At 71.0% G+C, this 24,729-nt stretch carries 21 protein-coding genes; 11 read left to right on the forward strand and 10 right to left on the reverse strand.

Annotation, left to right across the window (positions count from 1 at the left end; genetic code table 11):
• Positions 1–1,554: an amino acid adenylation domain-containing protein gene (locus tag AB0B57_RS02475; RefSeq protein ID WP_357064399.1), complete on the reverse strand. Its 1,554-nt coding sequence runs from the start codon at positions 1,552–1,554 to the stop codon at positions 1–3.
• Positions 1,555–3,224: 1,670 nt separating this feature from the next.
• Between AB0B57_RS02475 and AB0B57_RS02480 the strand changes: the two genes are divergently transcribed.
• A complete protein-coding gene (locus tag AB0B57_RS02480) occupies positions 3,225–3,629 on the forward strand; it encodes an SAM-dependent methyltransferase (protein ID WP_357064504.1) in 405 nt (134 codons plus the stop codon).
• Positions 3,630–3,653: 24 nt separating this feature from the next.
• Here AB0B57_RS02480 and AB0B57_RS02485 read toward each other — a convergent pair whose 3' ends face one another.
• The gene (locus AB0B57_RS02485) at positions 3,654–4,208 is read right to left on the reverse strand and encodes a cellulose binding domain-containing protein (RefSeq protein WP_357064401.1); all 555 of its coding nucleotides are present in this window, start codon (positions 4,206–4,208) and stop codon (positions 3,654–3,656) included.
• Between the two features lie 10 nt (positions 4,209–4,218).
• Between AB0B57_RS02485 and AB0B57_RS02490 the strand changes: the two genes are divergently transcribed.
• The gene (locus AB0B57_RS02490) at positions 4,219–4,518 is read left to right on the forward strand and encodes a hypothetical protein (RefSeq protein WP_357064403.1); all 300 of its coding nucleotides are present in this window, start codon (positions 4,219–4,221) and stop codon (positions 4,516–4,518) included.
• A 208-nt stretch (positions 4,519–4,726) separates the two neighbouring features.
• On the opposite strand, the gene AB0B57_RS02495 is transcribed toward AB0B57_RS02490, so the two are convergent.
• From AB0B57_RS02495 to AB0B57_RS02520, 6 genes are all read right to left on the reverse strand, one after another.
• Complete coding sequence (locus AB0B57_RS02495; protein ID WP_357064406.1) at positions 4,727–4,879, reverse strand: hypothetical protein; 153 nt, start codon at positions 4,877–4,879, stop codon at positions 4,727–4,729.
• 3 nt (positions 4,880–4,882) lie between these two features.
• Positions 4,883–6,145: a phosphodiester glycosidase family protein gene (locus AB0B57_RS02500; protein ID WP_357064409.1), complete on the reverse strand. Its 1,263-nt coding sequence runs from the start codon at positions 6,143–6,145 to the stop codon at positions 4,883–4,885.
• 178 nt (positions 6,146–6,323) lie between these two features.
• A complete protein-coding gene (locus AB0B57_RS02505) occupies positions 6,324–7,046 on the reverse strand; it encodes a GNAT family N-acetyltransferase (protein WP_357064412.1) in 723 nt (240 codons plus the stop codon).
• Entirely contained in the window at positions 7,043–8,002 is a 960-nt protein-coding gene (locus tag AB0B57_RS02510) for an ABC transporter substrate-binding protein (RefSeq protein ID WP_357064415.1), read from the reverse strand. The genes AB0B57_RS02505 and AB0B57_RS02510 overlap by 4 nt, the downstream gene beginning before the upstream one ends.
• 11 nt (positions 8,003–8,013) lie before the next feature.
• Complete coding sequence (locus tag AB0B57_RS02515; protein ID WP_357064506.1) at positions 8,014–8,769, reverse strand: amino acid ABC transporter ATP-binding protein; 756 nt, start codon at positions 8,767–8,769, stop codon at positions 8,014–8,016.
• Between the two features lie 5 nt (positions 8,770–8,774).
• On the reverse strand, positions 8,775–9,644 hold the full coding sequence (locus tag AB0B57_RS02520) for an amino acid ABC transporter permease (RefSeq protein WP_357064417.1): 870 nt from the start codon (positions 9,642–9,644) through the stop codon (positions 8,775–8,777).
• Between the two features lie 340 nt (positions 9,645–9,984).
• Between AB0B57_RS02520 and AB0B57_RS02525 the strand changes: the two genes are divergently transcribed.
• The 3 genes from AB0B57_RS02525 (at position 9,985) to AB0B57_RS02535 (ending at position 16,969) form a co-directional block, all read left to right on the forward strand.
• Positions 9,985–15,474, forward strand: a complete 5,490-nt coding sequence (locus AB0B57_RS02525; RefSeq protein WP_357064419.1) for a carboxyl transferase domain-containing protein — start codon at positions 9,985–9,987, stop codon at positions 15,472–15,474.
• 134 nt (positions 15,475–15,608) lie between these two features.
• Complete coding sequence (locus AB0B57_RS02530) at positions 15,609–16,124, forward strand: SigE family RNA polymerase sigma factor (RefSeq protein WP_357064420.1); 516 nt, start codon at positions 15,609–15,611, stop codon at positions 16,122–16,124.
• Entirely contained in the window at positions 16,121–16,969 is an 849-nt protein-coding gene (locus AB0B57_RS02535) for a hypothetical protein (RefSeq protein WP_357064421.1), read from the forward strand. The genes AB0B57_RS02530 and AB0B57_RS02535 overlap by 4 nt, the downstream gene beginning before the upstream one ends.
• A 40-nt stretch (positions 16,970–17,009) precedes the next feature.
• Here the strand turns inward: AB0B57_RS02535 and AB0B57_RS02540 are convergent, their stop codons facing one another.
• Positions 17,010–17,624 carry a sigma-70 family RNA polymerase sigma factor gene (locus tag AB0B57_RS02540; RefSeq protein WP_357064507.1) on the reverse strand — a complete coding sequence of 205 codons (615 nt, stop codon included), beginning with the start codon at positions 17,622–17,624 and terminating at the stop codon, positions 17,010–17,012.
• Positions 17,625–17,776: 152 nt separating this feature from the next.
• Between AB0B57_RS02540 and AB0B57_RS02545 the strand changes: the two genes are divergently transcribed.
• The 6 genes from AB0B57_RS02545 to AB0B57_RS02570 all read left to right on the forward strand — a co-directional run bounded on the left by AB0B57_RS02545 (position 17,777) and on the right by AB0B57_RS02570 (position 24,113).
• Entirely contained in the window at positions 17,777–18,361 is a 585-nt protein-coding gene (locus AB0B57_RS02545) for a hypothetical protein (RefSeq protein WP_357064423.1), read from the forward strand.
• A gap of 6 nt (positions 18,362–18,367) precedes the next feature.
• The gene (locus AB0B57_RS02550; protein ID WP_357064424.1) at positions 18,368–19,600 is read left to right on the forward strand and encodes an efflux RND transporter periplasmic adaptor subunit; all 1,233 of its coding nucleotides are present in this window, start codon (positions 18,368–18,370) and stop codon (positions 19,598–19,600) included.
• On the forward strand, positions 19,597–20,286 hold the full coding sequence (locus AB0B57_RS02555) for an ABC transporter ATP-binding protein (RefSeq protein WP_357064425.1): 690 nt from the start codon (positions 19,597–19,599) through the stop codon (positions 20,284–20,286). The genes AB0B57_RS02550 and AB0B57_RS02555 overlap by 4 nt, the downstream gene beginning before the upstream one ends.
• On the forward strand, positions 20,283–21,512 hold the full coding sequence (locus AB0B57_RS02560; RefSeq protein WP_357064426.1) for an ABC transporter permease: 1,230 nt from the start codon (positions 20,283–20,285) through the stop codon (positions 21,510–21,512). Before AB0B57_RS02555 ends, AB0B57_RS02560 begins: the two co-directional genes overlap by 4 nt.
• A 73-nt stretch (positions 21,513–21,585) precedes the next feature.
• Positions 21,586–22,287, forward strand: coding sequence for a response regulator transcription factor (locus AB0B57_RS02565; RefSeq protein ID WP_357064428.1), 702 nt, complete (start codon positions 21,586–21,588; stop codon positions 22,285–22,287).
• Positions 22,284–24,113 carry a HAMP domain-containing sensor histidine kinase gene (locus AB0B57_RS02570; protein ID WP_357064429.1) on the forward strand — a complete coding sequence of 610 codons (1,830 nt, stop codon included), beginning with the start codon at positions 22,284–22,286 and terminating at the stop codon, positions 24,111–24,113. Before AB0B57_RS02565 ends, AB0B57_RS02570 begins: the two co-directional genes overlap by 4 nt.
• Before the next feature lie 70 nt (positions 24,114–24,183).
• On the opposite strand, the gene AB0B57_RS02575 is transcribed toward AB0B57_RS02570, so the two are convergent.
• Positions 24,184–24,696 (reverse strand): MarR family transcriptional regulator, encoded by a 513-nt coding sequence (locus AB0B57_RS02575; protein ID WP_357064431.1) that lies wholly within the window; start codon positions 24,694–24,696, stop codon positions 24,184–24,186.
• Positions 24,697–24,729 lie beyond the last annotated feature (33 nt).

The raw sequence follows: 24,729 nt of genomic DNA on the forward strand, positions 1-24,729 counted from the left end.
TCAGCTCCTTGAAACGTGGTCGGACCCGTACCGCCGATGCGACCCGGCGCGGTCGACCTTGCCACTTGACGTGTAGACGAGGCCCGGAACGACGATGATCCGGTTGGGCACCAGATGTCGGGGAACCCTTGTACGCAGGTATGCCAGGACCTCCGCGCCGAGCACCTCGGTGTCGGCCCGGGGACGGGGCACCACGTACGCGGTCATGGTGGTGTGGTTGGCGACGGTGACACCCGCGACCGCGGTGGCGGCCACGTCCGGGTGACCCGAGATCTGGGCCTCGACCTCACCCGGGTCGACGCGGAAACCGCGCACCTTGATCTGGCTGTCGAGCCGACCCTCGTGGATCAGCGTGCCGTCCACGGCCCGGCTCACCCGGTCACCGGTGTGGAAGTAGCGCTGCGGCCCGTCGCCGAGGTCGAGCAGTTCGAACCGGGCGGCGGTCTCGGCCGCCAGGCCGAGATAGCCCAACGCCACCGACGCACCGCCGATCAGCAGCTCACCCTCGTCGCTGATGTGCTCCCGCACGTGCGGGAGCACCCGTCCGATCGGCACCCGCCGGGTCGGGTCCCACCCGGACCCGGCGCCGGGCGTACGCGGGCCGTACAGGTCGACGGCGTGGGTGACCAGGGTGGTCTCGGTGCAGCCGTAGGTGTTGACGAGGCGGATCGCCGCGGTGTCGCGGGCGCACCAGTCGGCCAGTCGGGCCGGGCTGGCCGCCTCACCACCGATGATCATCAGTCGTACGCACGCGGGCAGCGTGGCCTCGTCCTCCACCAGGTAGTGCACGAGCTCGTGCCAGAACGCGGTCGGCAGGTCCAGGACGGTCACCCCCTCCGCCGCGACCATCCGCAGGAAGCGGGGGAACGATCCGGAGTAGGCCTCGCTGTTGAAGACCAGGGTCGCTCCGCTGGTGAGGGTCGGCAGGATCTCCTCGAAGCAGGTGTCCCAGTTCAGCGAGGCGAACTGGAGAACCCGGTCGCCGGGACCGATGTCGAACAGCTCCGCGAGCGAGCGGGTGGCGGCGGTGATCGCCCGGCGCGGGGTGAGCACCGCCTTCGGTGTCCCGGTGGATCCCGAGGTGAACAGCACGTACGCCGGGTCGTCGGGGTCCGGTGCGCCGAAGGTCGCCGGATCGCCGACCGCTTCGTGCACGCTGTCCGCGAACGGGTCGGTGGGACCGTCCACGCTGCTTCCCGACGTGGACGGCTCGGGTGCCGCCGGCAGTATCCGGGCGGACCCGCTCGCCGTCACCAGTTCCTGCTGTCGGGAGACCGGGAAGGTCGGGTCGATCGGGCAGTAGGTCCCACCCGCATCGAGCACGCCGAGCAGCCGGACGATCGTGTCGGCCGATCGTGCGGTCCGCACGCCGACCACACCCGGTTGCGGGCCGATCTCGGCGGCCGTCTCCCGGACCAGCCGTTCAAGCTGCGCGTAGCTGAGCACCCGACCGTTATCGCTGATCGCCGGTGACTCCGGGAGACGGCGTGCCGTCCGGTGAAAATGATCAAGTAAATCGTCCGAGGCCGCAGCCTCTCCATCGTGCTGTGACATGGAACCCCCCGTGCTCGCCACACGATCCACCCTGGGCCGAGTGCCTTCGCAACTCGAACAGGCCCGAATAGTCCAAGTGACTGGACCAATGTTGGACGGCGGCTTGTTCCGCGCCCATCATGCATGGGATGAGCCAATCATGCAAATCACTCGCTTTGCTGGTTACCTTAACCCTGGTAGAGGATTCACCGACTCCCAAGGACACAGAAGCGGGCACAACAAAAACGCAGATAAACCGATGTTCTGCGGCGATGTCCACGAAGGTCGCAGGCCACGCCGCCGGCACGCCCGGCGGCGCCCGCGGGCCGGACTGACCGTTTTCTGACAGAAGCTTTCGCAATGGGGTGACAGCTACGCTCCAGTAGGTCCAAATTGCCGCGAATGGGCTCTGCGCGAAACGGTGCGCGGGATGAGCCGCCGAGCCACCTCCGACCGATCCTCGAATGACTCCGGCCGCCGGCCACCGTTCTTCCGAATATCCGCTGGTGGCAACCGATATGGGTGTGCTATTGACACCTCCACGAACGGGACAGGTGTCGATCGAAGGCGCCCACCCGCCCAGGCTGGACCCACCGGCGAATCCCGCCCGGGCGGTCAACCCCTCGACCGGGCGCCGACCGGCCGGCGCCCGATCACCAGCGGCCGCACCGCCGCTGAGCCGCAGCGAGGCAACTCGGCCCCGATGGACCTCACGGCGGCCAGGCGGGGCGTCCCTTGCCGCCACACCCACGCCCGCGCCACACCCGCTCCCACGCCAGAGCGCCACCCCATCCGGAGCGGCCGGGCCTGCCCTCCGACGAACCGGGGACCATCGGGCGACGCGGGTCGAACACGGATAAATGCGAGCGGGAGAAGCGTCGTCTCCGCACCGTCCCGCACCCATTCGGCAAGATTCACGTACGTATCCACCGACCTGCGCCCACCAATGCCCCGACGTTGCCCGGCTAATCACCCGCATATGCCATTTGAGCTGCGACGATACAGACACGTTCCCATATTCAGGACGCCCACAGGGTCGCCGCCGAAGCTTCCCGCCAGACCATTAGGATGCCCAGCCACCTCTCGGGCGACCCGGCCCAGTATTTAGCAGCACCCGGACAAAGTCCGATAATCACAATTTTGTGCCGCCTCCCCACGCCGGGCGAGCACCCAAATGTTGATCTTCATCGGCGCGCCGCTTGCGGGGTTACCGCTGCGAAGATGGCACGACCTCAGGGTCCGCCAAGTGCCGCGAACCAAGGTGTTTACACAATGCCCGATCCGACCCACGAGTTGTCGGAGACCCGTCAACCGGTATTCCCTCAACTCGCAGTGAATTGTGAAATCACTCTGGCCGGTCGTACGACGGTGAGCATCCCATGCGGGACCACCGACCACGGCACTATTTCCGCAGTTCGTAACCGGGCCGGAAACCGCCCGCCCGGACCGGGACCACCCGGGTCGACCGGTCCGCACCGCCAACGGGGGCCGCGACCGGCCAGAGCGCCGGCCACCAACGCCGACGCGTCGAACGCCGCCAGGTCGGCGGCACCGGCCGGTCGAACCAGGCAGTTCCCCCGGCCGACACCTACCGACCCGATGGTGCTGGTGCACGCGCGGACGCTGCTGGCAGCACCACCTCGGAGGGCGTCACCACCTCCGTCCCGGCCGACTATCACGACCCGGAGCAGATCCTCGCCGAGGCGGCGAAGACACTCGACTTCGACAAGCCCGTTGCCGTGATGTACATGGGTGTGCTGGGCTACGAGCCCGACCTGGCCGTGGTGCGCTCCATCGTCGAGCGGACGATGGACGCGATGCCCTCCGGCTCGTACCTGGTGCTCTGGGACGGCACCAACACCAGCCCGGCGGTGGTCTCCGGCGCGGAGCGGCTGGCACAGAGCGGCGGAGTGCCGTACATCCTGCGCAGCCCGGAGGAGCTCGAGAGCTGCTTCGACGGGCTGACGATGGTGCAGCGGGCCTGGTGCCGATCCCCCGGTGGCGACCGGTCGATCCCGACGCGGTCGGGATCGACGCCTACGGCGCCGTGGCGCGCAAGCCCTGACCGACCGGACGCCGCCCCGCCGCCGCCTTGAGCGCGACAGCGGGGCGGACGTCACTCACGCGTCACACGTCAGCGTCAACCCGTCGGGCACCGCACTGGCCGACACGACAAGGCCGAGCCTCGCCACACCGTCCGGCGCCAGGGTCCCGTTGTACGTGGCGTTGCGGACCGAGACGTCGGCACCGGTCGTCTCGATCACCCCACCCCAGATCGACTCGACTCGCTCGTCTCCGGGCCACCGCCACGAGACGCGCCACCGGTCCACCGGCTGGCTTCCGATGTTGCGCACAACGACCGTGACGACGTAACCGCTGCCCCAGTGGGCGTCGATCGTGGCCGTCGCACGGCACGACGTCAGCGAGGCGGTCCGGGCCGACCCGATGAAGTACGGATCCCGCTTGCCGTTGGGGTCGGTGAACCGGTACCAGTACTCGGTGCCGGGCGTCAGCCGGTCGATGGTCACCGAGCCGGTGCGCTCCGGCCCGGAGACGGCCGTCGCCACCGGTGCCCGCCACTGCTGGGCGTCCTCGCGGCTGGCGAAGAGGCTGACGGTCATCGGCGGGTCGTAGCCGCAGGGCGGGCGGAAGAATATCGAGTACGAGATAGTCACGCTCGTGGTGGTGACAGCGGTGACACTGGCGCCGATCGGCAGCGCCGGCGGGCAGGCGATCGTGGGCGTGGCTATCGGGGTGGGCGTGGGCGCCGCAGTGCGCGTGGGCGTGGCTATCGGAGTGGGCGTGGGCGCCGCAGTGCGCGTGGGCGTGGCTATCGGAGTGGGCGTGGGTACCGCTGTGGGTATCGACGTGGCCGACGGTGTCGGTGCTGGCGTCGCCTCGGCGACGGCGGTCCCGGCCCAGGCGGCCAGCGCCATGGTCGTGACGGCGAGGAACGTGCGAAGCATCGGTGCCTCCGTGGTTTAGCAGGCACCGAGGACCGAGGTGGTGGCCGGTGCCGCGCTCGGGTGTCCGGTCACCGACGAGGACTGCCCGGCACGGGTGACGTGACCACCGCGTGCGCCCCGTGGACCGGAGAAGGTGTGGTGCGCGCTGGCTCCCGAGCACGACCGACCACAGCATCGCAGTCGACGAACATCGATGCAAGCGCGCACCGTCACGTCGGTCTACGGAATCAGGTGATCGAGTTGTAGACCGGCATCCAGCCCAGGCTCTGACCGGTGGAGGAGAACACCTCGATCTTGCGAACCACCGCGCCCGGCGTGGTGGCGGCGACGCTGTTGCCGACTCCGATCCCGCCGACGGCGATGAGTTTGAGCTGGTGCACCGATCAGTGCTTGCCCAGGAAGATGCCGATGCCGTTGGCGACCAGACGCTCCGTACCGTCGGACGGGCTGTTGCGGGCGGTGGCCGCGGCCTGGCCCGGCTCGCGGACGGCGACCGTGCTCGAACCGCCGCCGTCCAGGTTCACCGCGTCCTGGGCGCCGAGCGCGCGCATCAGGTCGGCCAGTTCGGCGATCGTGAAGCCGGCGCTGGCCGGGGCACGGCCGGCCAGGGCGACCAGGTAGACCGTCCTGCCGTCGGGGCTGACACCGGCGGAGCTGCGTACCGCGGCGGTCTTGGTGTCCAGGCCGGCCAGCGGCGCACCGTCGCGCAGGATCGGCGCGCCACCGACCGCGAAGGTCAGCTTGGGCTTGCCGGCGGACTCCAGCTTCTCGCGAACCTGCACCCGGTCGCCGACGGCGAGGTCGTCGAGCGTGTCGGCGCCGCCCTCGCGCCCGACCAGCACCTGGGTGTCGGCGGGGATCGCGCCCGCACCGGGGGTCCGGCCCACCGCCGTCACCACACCGTCGCGGATGGTCACCTCGTAGGTGTGGGTGCTGCACGGGTCGTTGCGGCTGGTGTCGGTGCCGCAGGTCGACCGGACCCGGGAGGCGGCACCCCAGTCGGAGGTGAACAGGCCGACGCCGTCGACCGGCAGCGCGTACTGGTTGAGGCCGCTGAGGGCGATCGTGCCCTTCCGGCTGCGCACCTCGCCGTCCAGGCTCAGGGTGTCGACGCGCGCCTTGCCGTTCACGCCCACGCCGAAGACGTCCCGGGTCGAGGTGCCGGGAGCGAGGCCGGGGCCGAAACGCTGCGCGGTGGGTACCGCGAACTTCAGCTCCTCGCCGTCGGCGATCTCCGGACCGGATGACGAGTAGGTGGGGGTTACGCCGGTGTGGGTCTCGCTGTTGTTGAAGAAGTCCCCGTTGACGCCGGCGACGGCGCCCTGGTCGTTCGTCATCGAGGAGACGACCTGGCGCTGCGCGACAGCGGCGGGGTGCAGCAGGTCCAGGGAGACCTTGTTCTTCTTCAGGTCGGCCGTGAGCAGGTAGCCGACGGTGACGCCCCGGGGCGTGCTCACCTGGAACGAGCCGTAGGTGACCCCCGGGGCGAGCTGTTCGGTCGAGGTGACGGTGATCGGGGTGTCCGTCACGGACCCGGACGTCGCCGCGATGGCGGCCTGGGCGGCGCCGGGCGTCGCTACGAGTGTGCTCAGTCCCGCGGCGAGCAGCAGTGCCAGACTCGGGCGGACCAACGCCGATGGCCTCATCGCCGCTCCTTTCGTGATTCGGTCCCTGGCTCGCGCCGGGATGGTCGCGCCGGTTCCGCTGTCGACCGGACCAGCGTTGATCTTCCCGACGAGCCGATCACGTGCAGGTGAACACGGCGGACGATCCCGGTGAACCACCCGCACCCTCTTGATCAACGGTTGTGCGGGCCTGAGCTGCTCAGACTCCGAGTCGGCGGTCCACCCCGGGTGTGCTCGGCGCCCGGACCGCACGGAACGTGGTATGCCGCCGCAACCGGAAGCCGAGCGACTCGTACAGCCGGATCGCCGTGGTGTTGCTGGCCGCCGCGTGCAGGAAGGGTCGCTCACCCCGAGCGCGGATGCCGGCCGCGACGGCCCGCACCAGTCGGGTTGCCAGGCCCTGACCGCGGACCTCCGGTGCGGTGCACACCGCGCTGATCTCGGTCCAGCCCGGCGGGTGCAGGCGCTCGCCCGCCATCGCCACCAGCGCGCCGCCTCGCCGGATGCCGAGGTAGGTGCCGAGCTCGACGGTCCGGGGCAGGAACGGGCCCGGTTCGGTGCGGGCGATCAGAGCGAACATCTCCGGTAGGTCGGCGGCGGTGAGTCGCACCGCCTCCGAGTCGTCGGCCGCGTCGACCCCGACGTCGACCATCTGCACCCCGGCGATGGTGGCGTCGACCGCCCAGCCGTCGGGCAGGGGTGCGGTGGTCCCGGTCACCGCGACCACCGCGCCCGGCCCGACAAGCGTGGCGAGGTCGGCCCAGACACCGGGATCGTCATCCACACTGACGCAGGCGAACGGCGCGACGTCCGTCTGGTAACGGGCGGCCCGGCCGTGGATCTCGGCGAACCGCCGGTGTGGGCCGGTCAACGCGGCCCACACCGGGTTGTCCAGGGCTTCGTCGGTGTACGTGTCTGTCACTTGCCCTCGCTTGGCAGGCCCGGCGGGTTGATCTCCGACTTGGTGGTCGTCTCGTCGCCGAGGTTCCACCGGGCCAGGATCTTGCCGTAGTCGCCGGAACGGATCAGTTCGTCGATCGCGGCGGCGAGCGCGCCGACCAGGCCGCTGCCCTTCTTCGTGGTCAACGCGATCTTCCCTTGCAGCGCGGCGCCGGCACCCGAGTAGGTCCCGATGATCTCGGTCTCACCGGCGACCGCCACGTGATAGGCGACGCTGGGGTTCGGGCCGAGGTACGCGTCGATCTGCCCGGAGGCCAACGCCAGGTGGGTGGCCTGGTTGGTCTGGTAGTACTTGATGTCCACAGGTGCCAGACCCTGCCGCTTCGCCTCGGCGCTCCACTCGACGAGGATCTTCTCCTGGTTGGTGCCGGAGCCCACCGCGATTCGCTTGCCGGCGACGTCCCTGGGCCCGGCCGCCTTCCAACCCGCGCCCTTCTTCGCCTCGAACGCGAGGTTGTCCAACCGGTACGTGGCGAAGTCGTACTTCTGCTTCCGTTCCTCGGTGACCGTGATGTTGGAGGCGCCAACGGCGTACTTGCCGCTGTCCAGACCGACGAAGAGGTTCTCCCAGGAGGTGTTCTCCAGACGCGGTTCCAGGCCGAGGATCCCGGCCACGGCCACCGCGATGTCGGGTTCGTTGCCGATCAGAGTCTTGTTGTCGGTGGCGGTGAAAGCCAACGGTGGCGAGCCGGCACCCGCGGCGCCGACCCCGATGGCGAGCGTGCCGCCGGCGCGGATGTCCGCCGGCAGGAGCGCGGCGACGGCGTCGACCTTCGCGGGGACGATCCGCTTCTGGTCCGGGCTGTCGTTCACGGTGCCGGGGGTGGCGGCCGTCGCCCGGGGAGTCTCTTCCGGAGCGGCGCAGGCGGCGAGGCCCAGGGCGAGCACGGCGGCGAGCAGGAGGGGGCGGGTGCGCATGGTGCGTCTCCTCAGATCAGGACCTTGGACAGGAAGGTTCTGGTGCGTTCGTGGGTGGGTTTGTCGAGCACCTGCGCGGGCGGCCCCTTCTCGACGACACGTCCGGCGTCCACGAACACGACAGCGTCGGCGACCTCCCTGGCGAAGCCGATCTCGTGGGTGACGACGATCATCGTGGTGCCGGATCGGGCCAGCGCGCGGAGCACGTCGAGGACCTCACCGACCAACTCGGGGTCGAGCGCGGAGGTGGGCTCGTCGAAGAGGATGAGCTTCGGGTCCAGCGCCAGCGCACGGGCGATCGCCACCCGCTGTTGCTGGCCCCCGGAGAGTTGCCGTGGGTAGGCGTCCACCTTGTCGGCCAGCCCGACCCGGTCGAGCAACTCCCGGGCGTGGGTGAAGGCAGCCGCCCGCCGTCGGCGTCGCGTGGCCAGCGGCGCCTCGGCGACGTTGTCGAGGGCGGTCAGGTGCGGAAACAGGTTGAAGTTCTGGAACACGAAACCGATGTCGGCGCGTTGCCGCAGGATCTGACGTTCGCTGAGCTCGTACAGCCGGTCGCCGACCTCGCGGTAGCCGATGAGCTGACCGTCCACCCGGATCGTGCCTCGGTCCACCTTCTCCAGGTGGTTGATCGCCCGCAGGAGAGTGGACTTGCCCGAACCCGACGGCCCGAGGACCACCGTCACGCTGCCGGTCTGCACCGTGAGGTCGATGCCGCGCAACACCTCGTGCGTGCCGAACGTCTTGTGGACGTCACGCACGTCCACCATGACCGTCACCGCGTCACCGTCCGGCGCAGGACGACGCGCAGGCGTTGCAGCGGCGTCGGGGGCAGGGTCCGCAGCGCACCCCGGGCGAAGTGCCGCTCGACGTAGAACTGGAGGATCGACAGCAGCGCGGTGAGCACGACGTACCAGACGGTGGCCACCATGAGCAGGGGCACCACTCTGCCGTTTCGGCCGTAGACCACCTGGACCTGGTAGAAGATCTCACCGATCGCCAGCACGTAGACCACTGACGTGCTCTTCAGGAGGTTGATCAGTTCGTTGGCGGCGTTGGGCAGGATCGCCCGCATCGCCTGCGGCAGCACGATGCGGCGGAACTGGCGGTGCCGAGGTATGCCCAGCGCGGCGGCGGCCTCCAGTTGACCCTGGTCGACCGAGAGGATGCCGGCGCGGACGATCTCCGCCGCGTAGGCCGACTGGTGCAGGGTGAGGCCGAGCAGCGCGGCACCGAACGGTCCGATCAGGTTCGCCGTCTGCACCTGGTAGAAGCCCGGCCCGAACGGCACACCGAGTTGCAGTGTGTCGTAGAGGTAGCCGAGGTTCGCCCAGAACAGCAGCTGCACGATCAGCGGCACCGAACGGAACACCCAGATGTAGGTCCAGCTGACCGCCTGGAGGACGGGGCTGCGCGACAGCCGCATGGCGGCCAGCGCGATCCCGGCGAGGAAACCCAGCGCCGCGCCGGCCACCGTGAGTTCGATGGTGGTCAGCAGCGCGCGGAGCACCGACCGTTCGAGGAAGTAGCCGGCGAACGTCGGCCAGTCCCAGCCCGGGTTGGTGACGAGCCCGTGGGTGAACTGGGCCGCAAGCACCAGCGCGACGACGGAGGCGACCCAACGCCACGGATGGCGGGCCGGCACCACTGTCAAGGTGGGCGGGTCTGTCCTGATGGGGGCTGCGGCAGGCGCGGACAGGAGACTCACGGGCACCTCCGGGTCACGGTTGCCCATGACCATAGGGACGACCGGTTAACCACTCATCCCTATCTGAAAAATAGGTTATTACGCTGGACCCGACCGGCCGGCCTGTCGATCGACGATGTGCGACAGCCAAAAACTTTTGTGCACTTCCTACAACTGAGGGACTGTTGGTTCGGTGGTTGCGCCATAGCGCTGGCCGCCGCCAGACGGAAGGGTGATCACTGCTGGGAGCCGTCGTCTCGCGGCACGCAGTTCGAGGTCTAGTTAAGGGGTCAGTCGGGTGTTCAACCGTGTCGCCATCGTCAACCGAGGTGAAGCCGCCATGCGGCTCATCCACGCGGTCCGCGAGCTGGCTGCGGAAACCGGCAGACAGCTCGAAACCGTCGCTCTCTACACCGACGTCGACCGCACCGCCACCTTCGTCCGCGAAGCGGACATCGCCTACGATCTCGGTCCGGCATCCGCTCGCCCGTACCTCAACCTGGCGGTGCTGGAGCGTGCCCTGACCGAGACCGGCGCCGACGCCGCGTGGGTCGGCTGGGGTTTCGTCGCCGAGGATCCGGCGTTCGCCGAGCTGTGCGAGAAGATCGGCGTCACGTTCGTCGGGCCGAGCCCGGACGCCATGCGCCAACTCGGCGACAAGATCGGCTCCAAGCTGATCGCGGAGCAGGTCGGCGTGCCGGTCGCGCCGTGGAGCCGCGGCGCCGTCGAGACCCTGGACGCCGCCCGGGCGGCGGCGGCCGAGATCGGCTACCCGCTGATGTTGAAGGCGACCGCGGGTGGCGGCGGGCGCGGCATCCGCGTGGTCCGCAGCGAGGCCGAGCTGGTCGACGCGTACGAGCGGACCAGCCAGGAGGCGGCGCGGGCGTTCGGCAGCGGCATCGTGTTCCTGGAGCGGCTGGTCACCGGCGCTCGGCACGTCGAGGTCCAGGTGATCGCCGACGGGCAGGGCACGGCGTGGGCGCTCGGCGTCCGCGACTGCTCGGTGCAGCGACGCAACCAGAAGGTCATCGAGGAGTCGGCGTCGCCGGTGCTCGACCCGGCGCAGGCTGCCGAGCTCAAGACGTCGGCCGAGCGACTGGCCATCGCGGTCGGCTACCGGGGCGCGGCGACCGTCGAGTTCCTGTACCACCCCGGCGACCGGCTGTTCGCGTTCCTCGAGGTCAACACCCGCCTCCAGGTCGAGCACCCGATCACCGAGCTGACCACCGGGTTCGACCTGGTCAAGGCGCAGCTGCACGTCGCGTCGGGCGGGCGGCTGGAGGGTGCGCCACCGGCCGAGCGGGGGCACGCCATCGAGGCGCGGCTCAACGCCGAGGACCCCGACCGTGACTTCGCGCCGTCGCCGGGGCGTATCGCGCGGCTGGACCTGCCCAGCGGCCCCGGCATCCGGGTGGACACCGGTGTCAGCGAGGGCGACACCATCCCGGCCGACTTCGACTCGATGATCGCGAAGATCATCGCGTACGGCCGCGATCGTGACGAGGCGCTCGGCAAGCTGCGTCGGGCGATGGCGAACACCACGGTGATCATCGAGGGTGGCGCGACGAACAAGAGCTTCGTGCTCGACCTGCTCGACCAGCCCGAGGTGATCGACGCCAGCGCGGACACCGGCTGGATCGACCGCGTCCGCGGCGAGGGCCGGCTCGTCACGCACCGGCACTCCGCTGTCGCGCTGGCCGCCGCCGCCATCGAGGCGTACGAGGAGGACGAACGCATCGAGCGGCAGCGGCTGCTGTCCACGGCGTCCGGTGGACGCCCGCAGGTACAGCACGCCAGCGGCCGCCCGTTGGACCTCAAGTTGCGCGGCGTCGGCTACCGCACGCGCGTGGCCCGGGTCGGCGCGCACCGGTTCCGCGTCGGCATCGAGGTGGGCCCCGTGGTGCGCACCGCCGACGTCGAACTGGACCGCTTCGACCGGCACACCGGCCAGATCGTCGTCAACGGCATCCGCTACCGCCTGCTCACCGGCACGTACGGGCCGACCCACCTGGTCGAGGTGGACGGGGTCACGCACCGGGTCAGCCGCGACGAGGGTGGCGTCCTGCGTTCCCCGATGCCCGCGCTCGTCGTCGCCACGCCGCTGGAGATCGGCGCCGAGGTCGAGGCGGGCGCACCCGTGCTGGTGCTGGAAGCGATGAAGATGGAGACGGTGCTGCGGGCGCCGTTCAAGGCGCGGCTGAAGGAGTGCGCCGTCTCGGTGGGCAGCCAGGTGGAGGCGGGTGCGCCGTTGCTGCGCCTGGAGCCGCTCGCGGACGAGGCCGGCGAGACCGCGGCCGACCCGACCGCCGAGGCCGTCGAACTGGACCTGCCCACCGCCGCCGAGGACGTGCCGGCGTACGAGCGCAGCAGGCGCGGTCAGGAGGACCTGCGCGGCCTGCTGCTCGGCTTCGACGTCGACCCGCACGACGAACGGCGGGTGCTCGACGACTACCTCACCGCTCGACGGGCCGCCACCGAGGCCGGTCCGCGATCCTCGGGCGCGGCGACCAGCCGGCGGCCCCTGGCCGCCGAGCTCGACCTCATCGAGGTGTTCGCCGACCTCGCCGAGTTGAGTCGCAACCGGCCGACCGGCGAGGACGGCGGCGCCGCGTACGTGCACAGCGCCCGCGAGTACTTCCACACCTACCTGCAGAGCCTCGACGTCGAGCGGGCCGGGGTGCCGGACGCCTTCCAGACCAAGCTCGCCAAGGCGCTCGGCCACTACGGTGTCACCGACCTGGAGCGCTCCCCCGCCCTCGAAGCGGCGGTCTTCCGGATCTTCCTCGCCCAGCAACGCGCGTCCGCCGACGCCACGGTCATCGCGACGCTGCTGCGCGCCTGGCTGCGGGAGACCCCGCCGGACGAGGCGCTGCGCGAGCCCGCCGGTCTCGCCTTGGAACGGCTGATCGCCGCGACGCAGGTCCGCTTCCCCGCGATCGCGGACCTCGCCCGTGGCGTGGTGTTCGCCTGGTTCGCCCAGCCACTGCTGCGCCGCAACCGCGCCCGCGTCTACGCCGGGGTCCGTGGGCACCTGCGGCACCTGGACGCCCACCCGGACGCCGCGGACCGCGCCGAGCGCGTCGCCGAGATGGTCCGCAGCACCGAACCGCTGGTCCGGCTGCTCGGCCAGCGGCTCGTCCGTGACCACCTCGACAACGCGGTGATGCTGGAGGTGCTGACCCGGCGGTACTACGGCAACAGGGCGCTCACCAGCGTACGCACGCACCAGGTTGCGGGCTGCACGTTCGTCGTCGCCGAGCGTGCCGACTCCAGTGTCGTCTCCGCCGCGGTGCGCTTCGACGCGTTGGGCAGCGCGCTGCGCGGGTTGGCCGAGCTGTCCACCGACGAGGACTCCGTCGACGCCGACATCTATCTCGGCTGGGAGAACCAACCGGAGGACTTCGACGCGATGGCGGCGGCGCTGGCCGAGGTCATCGCCGCGCACCCGCTGCCGCCCCAGGTGCGTCGGGTCACCACCACCGTCGCGGGTCGCGGCGGGGCGGTCATGCACCACCACTTCACCTTCCGCCCGTCGGGCACCCAGCTCGCCGAGGACCGGCTGATCCGCGGCCTGCACCCGTACATCGCGCAGCGGATGCAGTTGGAGCGGCTGCACAAGTTCGACCTGACCCGACTGCCGGCGACGGACGAGGAGGTCTACCTCTTCCAGTGTGTGGCGCGGGACAACCGGGCGGATGACCGCCTCGTCGCGTTCGCGCAGGTGCGTGACCTGACCGAGCTTCGCGAGCAGGACGGCCGCCTGGTGGCGCTGCCGACGACCGAGGACGCCATCGCCGCCTGCCTCGACTCGATCCGCCGCGCCCAGTCGCGGCGACCGTCGAAGACCCGCTTCCACACCAACCGGATCGTGGTCTACGTGTGGCCGCCGAGCGAGCTGACCCGCGAGGAGATGGAGATGATCGCCGGGCGCGTCCGCCCGACGACCGTGGGTGCCGGCCTGGAGGAGATCCTGTTCATCGCGCGGCAGCGCGACCGCCGGACCGGCGAGCTGGCCAAGATCGCCGTACGGATCACGTTCGACGCCGCGGGCGGCGCGGAGCTGGCCGTCGGTGAGCCGCCGGTCGAGCCGATCGAGCCGCTGGACGAGTACCGGCTCAAGGTGCTGCGGGCCAGCAGCCGCAACACCGTGTACCCGTACGAGCTGACCGGCCGGCTCGGTGCCTTCGTCGAGCACGACCTCGACGCCGACCACGCGTTGGTGCCGGTGGACCGGCCGAAGGGGCGCAACAGCGCCGCCATCGTCGCCGGGGTGGTCACGACCCCCACCGAGCGGCACCCGCAGGGCGTCACCCGGGTGGTGCTGCTCGGCGACCCGACGAAGTCCCTGGGCGCTCTGTCCGAGCCCGAGTGCCGTCGCGTGATCGCCGCTCTGGACCTCGCGGAGCGGATGAACGTGCCGCTGGAGTGGTGGGCGCTGTCCGCCGGTGCCCGGATCTCGATGACCTCCGGCACGGAGAACATGGACTGGGTGGCCGCGGCGCTCAAGCGGATCGTCGAGTTCACCCAGGCCGGCGGTGAGATCAACATCGTGGTCGCGGGCATCAACGTCGGCGCGCAGCCGTACTGGAACGCCGAGGCCACGATGCTCATGCACACCAAGGGCATCCTGGTGATGACACCCGACTCGGCGATGGTGCTCACCGGCAAGCAGTCGCTCGACTTCTCCGGCGGCGTGTCCGCCGAGGACAACTTCGGTATCGGCGGCTACGACCGGGTGATGGGTCCGAACGGGCAGGCGCAGTACTGGGCGCCGAACCTGACGGCCGCCCGGGACGTGGTGATGTCGCACTACGACCACACGTACGTCGCGCCCGGCGAGGCGGCGCCCCGGCGGGCGGTCACCACCGACCCCGCCGACCGCGACATCTCCGGCTTCCCGCACAACGTGGCGGGCAGCGCCTTCGGCACCGTCGGGGAGATTTTCTCCGTCGAACACAACCCGGACCGCAAGAAGCCGTTCGACATCCGTACGGTGATGCGCGCCCTCGCCGACCAGGACCACCCGGTGCTGGAGCGGTGGGCGGGCATGGCGGACGCGGACACCGCGGTCGTGCAGGACGTCCACCTCGGCGGCATCCCGGTCTGCCTGCTCGGCATCGAGTCCCGGTCGGTGCCCCGGCACGGCTTCCCGCCCACCGACGGCCCGGACACCTACACGGCGGGCACGCTGTTCCCCCGCTCGTCGAAGAAGGCCGCTCGGGCGATCAACGCGGCCAGCGGCAACCGGCCCCTCGTCGTACTGGCGAACCTGTCCGGCTTCGACGGCTCACCGGAGTCGATGCGCAAGCTGCAACTGGAGTATGGCGCCGAGATCGGCCGGGCGATCGTCAACTTCCGGGGGCCCATCGTCTTCTGCGTGATCTCGCGCTACCACGGCGGTGCGTTCGTGGTGTTCTCGAAGGCGCTGAACCCGAACATGACGGTGCTCGCGCTGGAGGGCTCGTTCGCCTCGGTGCTCGGCGGTGCCCCCGCCGCCGCGGTGGTGTTCTCCGCCGACGTCAACGCCCGCACGGCGGCCGACCCCCGGGTGCGGGACCTGGAAGCCCGTGCCGCGGCCGCCGCCGGCACCGAACGCGCCGCGCTGACCGCCGAACTCGACGAGCTGCGCTCGTCGGTGCGCGCCGAGAAGGTCGGCGAGGTGGCGACGGAGTTCGACCGGGTGCACAACATCCAACGCGCCGTCGAGGTCGGCTCGGTGGACGCCGTCATCCGCGCCGCCGAGCTGCGTCCGCGCATCATCGAGGCCATCGAGGCCCGCCTGGGGTAACGCCAGGGTGGTGGGGGAAATGCTCCACCACAGACACACCGCGGCGGTCCCGCCGATTGCACCCGGGTCAGGTGCAATCGGCGGCCGCCCCCGGGTGTGTCTGTGGTGGAAGATCCCCGACCGCAGGAGGTGCCGTGCGAGGCGACCAGCCGGATGACCGTGCCGCCTTCGACCGGTTCTTCCAGACCTGTTACGGCCGGATCAGCGCGCAGGTCCACGCCTATCTCGGCGACCGGGCCGAGGCCGAGGACGTGAGCCAGGAGGCGTTCCTGCGGGCCTGGCAGAAGTGGCGCGACATCTCCTCGTACGACGATCCGGTGGCGTGGGTGCGCCGGGTGGCCTGGAACCTCGCCACCAACCGGCTGCGCCGGCTCACCGTCGCGGCCCGCGCGTTACGCCGCCAGCCCATCGTGGCGCCCGTGCCGGCGGTCCAGCCGGACCACGTGGCACTTGTCGCCGCCCTGCGTACGCTGCCAGAGCGGCAGCGCCGGGTGATCGTGCTGCATTACATCGCCGACCTGCCGACCGCCGAGATAGCCGCCAGCCTCGGCGTGCCGCAGGGCACCGTGGTGTCGTGGCTGCACCGTGGCCGGGCGAAACTGGCGGAGCATCTGAGCGAAACGTCGAGCGGAGAGGCGGTCGCGTCGTGACACCCCCGGAGCCGGATCCCGGTCGAGACGACGTCACCGGTTTCGTGCTGCGGTCGTACGCCGACAGCGGCCATCTGTCGTTCGCCGCGCCATCGGCCGACGTGATCGTGCGCCGGGCCCGGCGTCGCACCAGGACGAAGGTCGCGCTGTCCTTCGCCGCGGTGGTGGCGGTCGCCGCCGGGAGCATCGCGACGATCACGAGGCTCGGTCCCGATCCGGACCGGGACCCACCGATCATCGGGCCCACGCCGACACCGTCGGTGAGCGTCTCCCCCACGCCGGCGGCACCGCCGACGCCGCCGACGACGTCGCCCTCGACTCCACCCGACCGGCGGACCCCGTCGCGGTCGGGGTCACCGACCGGCACTCCGAGCGCGACCGGCAGCGCTCCGACGCCGCTGGGCGTGCGCGGCGTCGACTGGGTGAACGCCACGATCACCATGACGGCATCGACGGGCGACGAGTGCCTGACCGGCAGGATCCGATTCGTCGACGGCAGGGGCGGCCAGCCGGGCGACGCTCCGCACATCTCCATCTCCTCCGCGTACGACGAGGGCGCCGCGACGTACGGTGACCTGAACGGCGACGGCCGCGACGAGGCGGTGGTGTACGGGTCCTGTCTGGCCGGCGCCGGCGACGAGGACGCCTCCGGTCAGGTGCTGGTCGTGACCGGGCGCACCGGTCAACTGGTCGGCAGTTGGGTCGGGCCGGTGGCCGAGGTGGTCAACGACGTGCGGGTCACCGGCGGGCGACTGGTCATCTCCTCGACCAAGAAGTACGCCGAGCCCGAGGTGCCGGTGGATCGCACCTACCGATGGACGGGGACCCGTTACGCGCAGAGCTGAGCCCTCGACAGAGCGCCGAGAAGCGCGGCGGTATCCGCCCTCAGCCGGTTCGCTGCTCGCGGGTCGGGCCACCCTCGGCCTGCCAGGCGGCGACGAGATCCTCGCGGGCCCGGGCCACCCGGGAGCGGATGGTGCCGACCGGGCAACCGCAGACGTCCGCCGCCTCGGCGTAGGACAGGCCGAGCACCTGCGTGGCGACGAACGCCTCGCGACGCTCCGGGCTCAGGCCGGCGATCACCTGCTGGAGGGTGACGCCCTCGTCGGCGCCGGCGGTGATCGCACCGGCGGCCTCGGCCGCCGCCTGCCAGTCCGTCACCGAGGCCAACCGTGGCCGGGCGACCGCCGTCCGGACGTGATCCACGGCAACGCGTCGCGCGATGGTGAACACCCAGGTACGCGCCGACGACCGGCCGGCGAAGCCGGGCAGGTTGCGAAACGCCCGCAGGAACGTCTCCTGGGTCAGGTCGTCGGCCTCACCCGGCCCGGCCAGGTGCGACAGGAACCGCCGGACCTGATCCTGCAGGGCCCGGACGAACGCGGTGGCGGCCTGCCGGTCGCCCCGGCCCGCCTCCTGCGCCCACCGGGTCACCTGATCGTCGTCAGCGGCGCCGTTGCGCACAGACCACCGTCCTGGGTGCCACGGGCGCTCCTCCATGCCGAGTTGCCGTCGTCGGATCGCGCCGCTCAGCCGCGCACTCTGGTGGTCGGTGGCCGGCCCGGGAAAGTTCCCGGAACCTGATCGCACCTGTGCGAAAAAGGCGTGCGTACCTAACAATTAGCTGACATGCGGCGACCAAGCTGGCGCGCATGCACAAAGCGAATGTGAAGATCACCGGTTTGGCGGTCCTGCTGTTGTCGCTCGCGGCCTGCGGCGACGACCCGAAGGCGTCGGAGCCGCAGGTGGCCGCGCTCCCGGGCGCGACCACGTCGGCGAGTGCCGGCCCGGCCGCGTCGAGCAACGCCGCCGACCGCCAGCTCCCCCTCGGCGCGACCAAGCAGGAGGTCGACCGCCGCTACGAGGCCTACTACGCCTGTTGGACGCAGCACGGTGTGCCGTCGGCGCCGGCGCAGGGCGGAAACGGTGGTCCGCTGCTCAGCTACAAGATGGACGAGAAGAAGTATCAGCCGGCCGTGGACGCGTGCGCCGACAAGGAGCCGCTGGGCCCGCCGGAGCTCGACCCGCACCAGAACCCGAACTTCGCCGACGACCTGCGCGAGAAACTGCAGTGCGTCCGGGACCAGGGCCTGTCGATGGAGATCCGGCAGGGAGGCACGGACAACGCCAACATCTGGGTCGCGCCGGAGACCAAGGCCAACCTGGAGAAGGCGAACAGCGACGCGGGGCTGGAGATCCAGCGTCAGTGCGAGATCTCGGCCTTCACGCAGAGGTAGCCGACCGTGCAGACGAAACCCCTCATCATCACCATCACGTGCGGCGTGCTCGCGCTGGGCGGCGTGGCCTACGCCGTCCACGCCAGCGCCGGCGACGACTCTCCAGCCGCGCAGCCGGCCGCGGCCAGGGTGGCCACGGCCGAGGTGGTCCGGACCGACCTCTCCGACTACTGGGCCGAGAGCGGCACGGTCGGCTATCGCAAGCAGCGCACCCTGCGGGGTGTCGCGCCCGGGGTGCTCACCTGGTTGCCCCAGTCCGGCAGCACCATCGCCCGCGGCGACATCATGTACCGCTCCGGTGACCGCCCGGTGATCCTCTTCTACGGGTCGTCGCCGATGTTCCGCGACATCAGCGTGGTCGGCATGGTCGGCCGCGACGTCAAGGTGCTGGCCGACAACCTTCGGGCGCTCGGCTACCGGATCGGGTCCCAACCCGCACCGGGGACCCGGGTGACCGTCCAGGGCGGGCCACCACCGGCCGCGAACGACCCGGGTACGAACGACCAGGGTACGAACGGCGAGGCCACGAACGGAGGGGCCAACAAGCCGGGTTCGCCGCCGGCAGCCGCCGGCACCGGGGCGTACCAGACCGTCGTGACCAGCCAGGACGCCGTCTTCACCCGGTCACTCAAGGACGCCGTGAAGCGCTGGCAGACGGCCAAGGGGGTACGTCCGGCAACCGGCACCGTGACACTCGGCGACATTCTGGTGCTGCCCGGTGCGGTGCGGGTCGGCACGGCCGCGGCCCAACTCGGCGACGACGCCACCGGCAACCTGATGGCGATCAGCGATCAGGCCAAGGCGGTCACCGTCGAGATCGACGCCAGCCGGGCCGACGACCTCCGTGCCGGGCAGAAGGTGCAGATCACCCTTCCGGACAGCGCACACACCAGCGGCACCATCACCTCGGTGAGCAGCAACGTCCAGGCCGCCCAGTCCGACGGCGACAACCCGGGCTCGGAGGGCCCGAAGGTGCAGGTCGTCATCGCGGTGGACGACGCCTCGACGATCCAGAACATCAGCTCGGCCACCGTCGAGGTCCGGTTCACCGGCACCACCGAGCGCGACGTACTCGCCGTCCCGGTCGGCGCACTGCTCGCGCTCAGCGGTGGCGGTTACGGCGTACAGATCTCCGACGGCGCCCTGACCGCGGTGAAGGTGGGCCTGTTCGCCGACGGCATGGTGCAGATCAGCGGTACCGGCATCACCGCCGGCACCAGGGTGGTGACGACGTCGTGACCCCGGTGTTGGAGATCGACGGTGCCACCCGGCGCTACGGCGCGGACGTGACGGCGCTGCGCGACGTCTCGTTGCGGATCGACACGGGCGAGTTCGTGGCCATCCTGGGCCCGTCCGGGTCGGGAAAGTCCACCCTGCTCAACATCATGGGCACGCTGGACCGGCCCACCGAGGGTCGGGTACTGATCGGCGGGCGGGATGTCACCACCATGTCCGACCGGCACCTGTCCAGCCTGCGTGGCCGGTGGCTGGGTTTCGTGTTCCAGCAGTTCCACCTCACCGACGGGCTGACCGCGACCGAGAACGTCGCGACCGGTCTGCTCTACGCCGGCGTCCACCGCCGGCACCGCCGGGCGCTGGCCCTGGCGGCACTGGAACGGGTCGGTCTGGCCCACCGCGCCGACCACCACCCGCAGGCACTCTCGGGCGGTGAACGCCAACGGGTGGCGATCGCCCGGGCGCTCGTCAACCGGCCCGCGCTGGTGTTGGCCGACGAGCCGACCGGGGCGCTCGACGTGGCCACCGGCTCGGCCGTGCTGGACCTGCTGACCGAGCTGAACCGGGACGGGACCACGATCGCGCTGATCACCCACGATCACGAGGTGGCCGCCCGGGTGCCCCGACAGCTCCGCATCCTGGACGGCCGCCTGGTGTCCGACTCCGCGGCGGGCGGTGGGTCGGCATGAGGCGTGCCCGGCAAGAGGCGAGGGTGGACCGGGACGCCGCACCGGTCCGACTGGCCCCGGCCGACCTGGTCGGCCTGGGTCTGCTCGGCATCCGGACGCGCACGGCGCGGGCCGCCCTGTCGGCGCTCGGCATCGCCATCGGCATCGCCACCCTGATCCTGGTCACCGGGATCCCGGCGTCGAGCCAGCGGGCACTGGAGGAGAAACTGGCCGCCCTGGGCACCAACCGACTACAGGTCACACCGGCGCCCAACCGCGAGCCACCGGTCCAGCTGCCCGTCGAGTCGGTGGACATGGTGTCCCGGATCGCGCCGGTGACGGTGGCGAGCGCGACCGCCGACTTCGGGCTGAACGTCGCCCGTTCCGACCGGACCGGCGCCGGCGACTACAACGCCATCGCGGTCGTCGCCACCAGGACGAACCTGCTCGCGGCGATCGACGGCCGGGTACGCTCCGGCCGGTTCCTGGATCCCGCGATGGAACGCCTGCCGACGGTGGTCCTCGGCTCGGTCGCCGCCCAGCGGCTCGGCTTCGCCACGGTCGACCTCTCCCAGCCGCTCCAGGTCCACCTCGGCGGGCAGCGGTTCAGCGTGATCGGCATCCTCGACCCGGTGCCCCTCGCACCCGAGATCGACCGCTCCGCGATGATCGGCTGGGAGGCGGCCAACCGCTGGCTGCGCTTCGACGGGCACCCGACCCGGATCTATGTGCAGACCACCGACGCCCAGGTGGTGGCGGTACGCCAGGTGCTGGCCGCCACGGCCAATCCGGAGCATCCCAGCGACGTGCAGGTCAGTCGTCCCTCGGACGGGCTCGCCGCCAAGCAGGCCGTGCGGCAGACCTTCAGCTCGCTGCTGCTCGGGCTGGCCGGGATCGCGTTGCTCGTGGGCGGCATCGGGGTGGCCAACACGATGTACATCTCGGTGCTGGAGCGACGCCGCGAGATCGGCCTGCGTCGGGCCCTGGGCGCCAACCGGGGCCAGGTACGCATCCAGTTCGTGACCGAGTCGATCGTGCTGTCGGCGCTCGGCGGAGTGGCCGGAGTGCTGGCCGGCGCGGTGGCCGTCGCCGGCTATGCCACCCTCCAGCACTGGCCGGTGACCATCCCACCGACGGCGGCCGCCGTCGGGCTGGGCGGTGCGCTGATCATCGGGGTGTTGGCCGGGGTCTACCCGGCGATGCGGGCGGCCTCGCTCGACCCCACCGAGTCGCTGTCCAGTGTCTGAGCAGTCGTTAGGAATCTGTCAGGTCGGGCTTGGAACCGGTTCGGTGCCGCAGCGCCGGCCTATCATCGCCGGCATGTGTGCGATGGTCTTGGTCGCTGACGACGATCCGCGGCACGCGGAGGGGATCCGCCGCTATCTCGTGGCTGCCGGCCACGAGACGATCGTGGTGCACGACGGGCGGGCGGCGCTGGACGCCGCCCGCCGGGCCCGGCCCGACCTGCTGATCCTGGACGTGATGATGCCGGGGTTGGACGGCTTACAGGTGTGCCGCACGGTGCGGCAGGAGTCGGACGTCCTGGTGCTCATGCTCACCGCGCGCAGCGCCGAGAGTGACCTGCTGCTCGGCCTGGAACTGGGCGCCGACGACTATCTGACCAAACCGTTCAGCCCTCGGGAGTTGGTGGCCCGCACCCGTACCCTGCTGCGCCGCGCGCCCCGGGGCGCGCCCGAGCCCACCGACCGGGGCATCCGGCAGATCGGTCGGATCGGCGTCGATCCGGTCGGGCACCACGTGACCGTCGACGGCGAGCGGATCGAGTGCACCCGTGGCGAGTTCGCCATCCTGGCCGCGATGTCCGAGCAACCGGACCGGGTCTTCACCCGAGCGCAGCTGCTGCACCACACCCGTGGCCTCGACCGCAGCTCGACCGAGCGCACCATCGACGTCCACATGATGAACCTGCGCCGCAAGATCGAGACCGACCCGAGACGACCCCGGCAGTTGCTCACCGTGCACGGGGTGGGCTACAAGTTGGCGCTGGGTCCGACACCGTGAGCGGGGACCAGGTGCCGCTGCGGCACAGCCTGGTGACCCGGCTGTTGGTCGCCGCCGTGGTGATCGCGCTGGCCGCGATCTCGGCCACCGCCTGGCTGGCGGCGACGACCACCACCCGCGCGATCAACTACGAGCAGGGCGGCGCGGTCGCCGACCAGAAGGCCGTCTACCAGGCGCTGCTCGGTTACGCGGCCACCCACCACGACTGGTCCGGGGCTGCCGCCCTGGTGCGATCGCGCGCCGCCGAGCTGGACCGCCGCATCACGCTCACCACCGACGACCACCGGGTCATCCTCGACTCGCAGACCGGGCCGGCGCTGCGGAACACCAGCCCCGCGGCCGTGGTGGATCCGCTCCAGGTCGACCTGGGCCTGACCGGCGGCGACGAGCACATCGACGAGCGGGCCGTCGGGCCCTACGTCGTGCCGACCGAAGACCGGTACGTGCTCAGCGAGGTGGCCAAGAACAGCCTGGCCTGCTTCCACAAGGTGGGCTACGACGGGGTCATCGAGGTCGCGACAACCGGCCGCCCGAGCGTCGTGCTCACCAACGTCCGCGCCGAGGCCGAGCGGCCCCTGACCCGGTCCGTGACCGAGAGCTGCGGGTTCGCGCTCGACAGCCTGGTCAGCGCAGCCGAGAAGAAGGCACTCCAGACGCTGACCACCCTGACCGCCCGCTGCCTCAACCTCGGCGACCGCACCTCCGAGCTGCGCATCACGCCGACCTTCGATGCCTATCTGGGCGAATCGGCGGTCGTCCGGACCGCGCACGAGAAGACCGAGGTGAAGCCACCGTCGCTGCTCGAACCGGCCGGGCCGGTCGGCGTCGTGCGGGGCTGCGTCGAATCGGCGCGCAGAACCCAACTCCGGCCGTACGTGGCGCCCCGCGCGCTGCTGTTCGTCACCGCCCCCGGCACCGGCGACACCACGCTGCGCCTGTCCGGCGGCAGCATCGGGCGAATCGTGGCGGTCACCGGCGCGGTCCTGCTCGCCACCGTCGCGGCGACCGTGCTCGTCGGCCGGCGCCTGGTGCGGCCACTGCGCACCCTCACCGACGCGGCCGATCAGCGCACGCCCGCCCCGGTGTCCGGCCGCGACGAGATCGGCCGGTTGGCGCGCGCCCTCAACGACTCCGCGCAACGCCGGGATCGGGCCGAGGCGCAACGCCGCACCATGGTCAACGACGTGGCACACGAGCTGCGTACGCCACTGAGCAACATCCGCACCTGGCTGGAGGCGGCGCAGGACGACTTGGCCCCGACCGACGCCCAACTGCTGGCGCTGCTGCACGAGGAGGCGCTGCTGCTCCAGCACATCATCGACGACCTCGGCGACCTGGCCGCCGCCGACGCGGGCACGCTGCGCATCGACCCGGAACCGACCTACCTGCGGGACGTGCTCACGCAGGTGGTCGACAGCCACCGGGGCAGCGCGCTCGCGGCCGGGGTGCGCCTGGAACTCAGCGTCGTGTCCGACCCGGTGGTGCGGGCCGATCAGGTACGCCTACGACAGGTGGTCGGCAACCTGATCTCGAACGCCATCCGGTACACCCCGCCCGGCGGCTCGGTCACGGTCGGCGCGGACGGCACCACCATCTCCGTTCGGGACACCGGCAGCGGCATCGCCCCGGCCGACCTGCCGAAGATCTTCGACCGTTTCTGGCGGGCCGACGAGTCGCGCAGCCGGGTGACCGGCGGCAGCGGCCTCGGCCTGGCGATCGCGCGCCACCTGACCGAGGCACACGGCGGCACGATCGAGGTGCGGAGCGAGGTGGGCCGGGGCACGCACTTCACCATCCGACTGCCGGGCCCGACGACCACCAGGTGAGCGGAGCACGCGAGAGGGAGCGTTGACGCCAGCAGGCGCCTCCCTTTTCCCCGCACGCAACGCCGCGCGTTCAGCTCGGTGGACCATCCGGCGGCCGGCGTTTCCGGGTGGAGTGGGACCGGCCACCCTCGCGGAGTCGGGTGGCCTCGCGCAGCGCCACTTCGCGGCCGGTGTGGGCGAAGTCGGTCAACAGGCGCAGCTGGTCGTCGGTGAATCCGGCGATGCGCTCGGTCAGGTAGGTGGCCATCGGCTGGTAGAGCGCGGCCAGTTCGTCGGCCCGGTCGGGCCTGGCGTGCACGGTGATCCGGCGGCGGTCGTGCGGATCGTGCTCGCGGCGGACGAGTCGCTGCGCCTCCATCCGGTCGAGCATCTTGCTCACCGCACCGGTGGTCATGCCCATCCGTTCGGCGAGCTGAGTGGGTGTGACGGCGAGACCCGCGCTGACGAGGTTGAGGCAGTGCAGGTCGTTGACCGGTACGCCGAGCTGGTCGGCCACCGCCGACTGGAACAGCGCGGTGGCACTGACGAACTGCGGGATCTCCACCCAGGCAGCCGCCACGAGCGCCTCGTGCCCCGTTGACATGCCCACCTCTCCCCAGATAGCTTCCCAAAGAAG

This window comes from Micromonospora sp. NPDC049101, from assembly GCF_040648675.1.
GTDB lineage: Bacteria > Actinomycetota > Actinomycetes > Mycobacteriales > Micromonosporaceae > Micromonospora.